This is a genomic window from Actinomadura logoneensis (genome assembly GCF_003428695.1).
GTDB lineage: Bacteria > Actinomycetota > Actinomycetes > Streptosporangiales > Streptosporangiaceae > Spirillospora > Spirillospora logoneensis.
The window spans coordinates 1-3,223 of the sequence record NZ_QURH01000722.1 but is presented as its reverse complement, the minus strand read 5'-3'; the positions used below and the strand labels follow the sequence as shown (position 1 = coordinate 3,223).

The following is a 3,223-nucleotide window of genomic DNA, read 5'->3' as shown; positions in this document are numbered from 1 at the left end:
GCCCGGACCGGCGGGTCCGGCGGGAGCGGAACCGATCACCCCGATTCCTCACTTTTAGTGATTGCGCGATCATTATGAGTGATCTAGTGTCGCCGGTATGAGCATCCCAACCGAGCCGATCGGCAGCATCCCGCGACCTCCCGATCTCCTGGCCGCGCTCACCTCCGGCGGCGACGTGACCGCCGTCCAGCAGCGGGCCGTCGCCGACACCATCCGCCGCTTCGAGGAGATCGGTTCGCCGGTCGTCACCGACGGCGAGCAGTCCAAGCCGAGTTTCGCCACCTATCCCGTCGCCGGGCTCGCCTCCCTGGCGCCCGACGGGGTCGTCATCCCGTTCGCGGACGGGCACATGCGGCAGCTTCCGCACCTCACCGCCGGGCCGTTCAGGTACGTGCGGCGCGCGACCGAGTACCTGCGGGCCGCGCAGGCCACCGCGAGCAAGCCCGTCAAGCAGGCCGTCATCGCCCCGTCCGCGCTCAGCCTGATGTACCCGGCCGACGGCATCGACGGCTATCCCCGCGAGCAGTTCCTGGCCGACCTGGTCGACGAGGCCGAGGCCGACATCCGCGGCTGCCTCGACGCGGGCGCGCACGTGGTCCAGCTCGACTTCACCGAGGGCCGCCTGTCGCTCAAGCTCGACCCGAGCGGCAGCGTGCTGGACGACTTCGTCGCGCTGAACAACCGCGTCCTGGAGCGCTTCAGCGACCAGGAGCGCGCCCGCATCGGCGTGCACACCTGCCCCGGCGGCGACATGGACTCCACGCACAGCCTCGACATCGACTACACGCAGCTGCTGCCCAAGCTGTTCGAGCTGCGGGCCGGCAACTTCTACGTCCAGCTCAGCAGCGAGCCCGACCAGGAGCGGGTGCTGAGCGTCATCGCCGCGCACCTGCCCCCGGACGCGCGGGTCTTCGTCGGCGTGACCGACCCCCTCGACCCGCGCATCGAGACCGCCGACGAGGTCCGCGACCGGGTGCTGTCCGCCGCGCGCCACCTGCCGGCGGACCGGCTGGGGACGTGCGACGACTGCGGCTTCTCGCCGTTCGCCGACGACACCTCGACGTCCCGCGACACCGCGTTCGCCAAGGTCAGGGCACGGGTGGAGGGCACGGCGCTGGCCGCCGCGGCCCTCGGGTTCTGAGCCCCCCCGGTTTCCCGCCCGCTCGCCCGGCCCGCCCTGTCCCGCCGTTCGGGCCCGTCCTGAGACCAGGCCCGTCCTGAGACCGGGCATGTGCTGTGGCCGGGTCGGTGCTGTGGCCGGGTCTGGATTGAGGCCCGGGTCTGTGTTGAGACCCGGGCCTCGATCTGGGACGCGGGGTGCCGAGGGGGCGGAGAGCCCGTTCAGCCCGTTCGGCCCTCCCGGTCCGGGCTCGGGAGCACGCTCAGGTAGCCGTGGGCGACGATCGGTCCGGCCATGGCGGTGTAGGCGGCCGGGTCGGCGGGGGCGACGGTGTCCAGGCCGTCCACGTACCGGTTGAACATGCAGAACACGGCGGCGATCAGCACGGTGTCGTGGATCTCCGGGTCCGTGGCGCCGTGCAGTCGCGCCTCCTTGACGAGCTCGGGCGTGACCTCGCGCCCGCCGCGCGTCACCGCGCCCGCGATCGCCAGCAGCGCCTTCATCTTGGCGGGCAGGGGCGCGGTCGCGGGGTCCTCGCTGGCCTGTTCCACGAGTTCCGCGCCCCCGTCGAGCTGGGCTGCGGCGAACGCCGAGTGCGAGCCCGCGCAGAACGCGCACTCGTTGAGCGCGGAGACGTGGGCGGCGATCAGCTCGCGCTCACCGCGGCCGAGCGTCCCGGGGCCGCGCAGCAGCACCTCCGCGAGCTCGCTCATCGGTCGTCCGGTCTCGGGCCGGTACTGGAAGAGCCCGACGATCCCCGGCTGGTCGTTGTTCAGATCAATGTGCGGCATGCCTCACATGCTGATCCACTCCGTCGCCGTAGTGAAGGCCCGCAACCGGTCCTGGACGGGTTCGACCCCGATGCCGGGGCCGGTCGGGACGGCCAGGTGCCCGTCCTCCAGCACGAACGGCTCGGTGACGTCCTCGGCGAAGTAGCGGCGGGACGAGGACGTGTCGCCGGGCAGGGTGAAGCCGGGCAGGGCGGCGAGGGCGACGTTGGCGGCGCGGCCGATGCCGGTCTCGAGCATGCCGCCGCACCAGACGGCGACGCCGTGCGCGCGGCACAGGTCGTGGATGCGCTTGGCCTCCAGGTACCCGCCGACGCGTCCGGGCTTGATGTTGACGATGGACGCCGCGCCGAGGGTGAGCGCGGCGGCGGCGTGCGCGGCCGACTCGACCGACTCGTCCAGGCAGACCGGGGTGCGCAGGCGGCGGGCCAGTTCGGCGTGCTGCACCATGTCGTCGTCGGCGAGCGGCTGCTCGATCAGCAGCAGGTCGAACTCGTCGAGGCGGGCCAGGTGCGGGGCGTCGACCAGGGTGTAGGCGGCGTTGGCGTCCACCTGGAGCGGCAGGTCGGCGCCGAACCGCTCGCGGACGGCGCGCACCGGCGCGACGTCCCAGCCCGGCTCGATCTTCAGCTTGACGCGGACGTAGCCCTCGGCGAGGTAGCCCGCCACGGCGTCCAGCAGCTCGGGGACGGAGTCCATGATCCCGACCGAGACGCCGCACGGCACCCGGTCGCGGGAGGCGCCGAGGTAGCGGGCGAGGGACTGCCCGGACTCGCGGAGCTCGGCGTCCAGGACGGCGGTGAGGAGCGCGGCCTTGGCCATCCGGTGCCCCTTGAACGGCTCCAGCGCCCGCTCGACGGCGTACACGTCCGCGTCGCCCCGGGGAAGCGCGGGGATCAGGAATCGGCGCAGCACGTCGGCGGCGCCGTCGGCGTACTCGGGGCTGTAGAGCGGGGCGTCCATCGCGACGCACTCGCCCCAGCCCTCGGCACCCGCCGTGACCACCCGGACCAGCAGGACGTCGCGGGCGGTCTCGGTGCCGAAGGAGGTGCGGAACGGCGCGACCAGCGGCATCGCGATCCGGCGCAGCTCGATCCCGTTGATCTTCATCGGCGGCTCCTGTCGGACGGGTCCGCCCCCTCGGCGGACGCGGGTTCGGCGGCCGCCCCGACGGCCCCTGCGGGGCGCGGCGGCGGGGAGGAGTGCGGCGCGGGCGGGGGCGCGGGGGTGCGGTCGACGACGTAGGCGCGCCGGTCGCGGAAGCCGGTGACGCGGGCGCCGTCCGCCAGCATCCCGCCCAGCACCTCGCGGAGGG

The 3,223-nt window shown here is 73.5% G+C and carries 3 protein-coding genes and 1 pseudogene; 1 reads left to right on the top strand and 3 read right to left on the bottom strand.

The genetic code is table 11. From position 1 onward, the window contains the following. The first annotated feature begins 97 nt into the window (after positions 1 to 97). Entirely contained in the window at positions 98 to 1,141 is a 1,044-nt protein-coding gene (locus DZF91_RS26230) for a cobalamin-independent methionine synthase II family protein (protein WP_117359858.1), read from the top strand. A 200-nt stretch (positions 1,142 to 1,341) separates the two neighbouring features. Here the strand turns inward: DZF91_RS26230 and DZF91_RS26225 are convergent, their stop codons facing one another. The 3 genes and pseudogenes from DZF91_RS26225 to DZF91_RS40400 form a co-directional block, all read right to left on the bottom strand. Further along, a complete protein-coding gene (locus DZF91_RS26225) occupies positions 1,342 to 1,911 on the bottom strand; it encodes a carboxymuconolactone decarboxylase family protein (protein WP_117359857.1) in 570 nt (189 codons plus the stop codon). A gap of 3 nt (positions 1,912 to 1,914) precedes the next feature. Continuing rightward, positions 1,915 to 3,018: an o-succinylbenzoate synthase gene (gene menC, locus DZF91_RS26220; RefSeq protein ID WP_117359856.1), complete on the bottom strand. Its 1,104-nt coding sequence runs from the start codon at positions 3,016 to 3,018 to the stop codon at positions 1,915 to 1,917. Next, a pseudogene (locus DZF91_RS40400) lies at positions 3,015 to 3,223 on the bottom strand (chain length determinant family protein); the annotation flags it as partial. The pseudogene DZF91_RS40400 and the gene menC, both read right to left, overlap by 4 nt.

Coding starts and splice junctions, on each gene's coding strand:
- DZF91_RS26225 (WP_117359857.1), bottom strand. CDS start 1,911: ATGCCGCACATTGATCTGAACAACGACCAGCCGGGGATCGTCGGGCTC.
- DZF91_RS26230 (WP_117359858.1), top strand. CDS start 98: ATGAGCATCCCAACCGAGCCGATCGGCAGCATCCCGCGACCTCCCGAT.
- menC (WP_117359856.1), bottom strand. CDS start 3,018: ATGAAGATCAACGGGATCGAGCTGCGCCGGATCGCGATGCCGCTGGTC.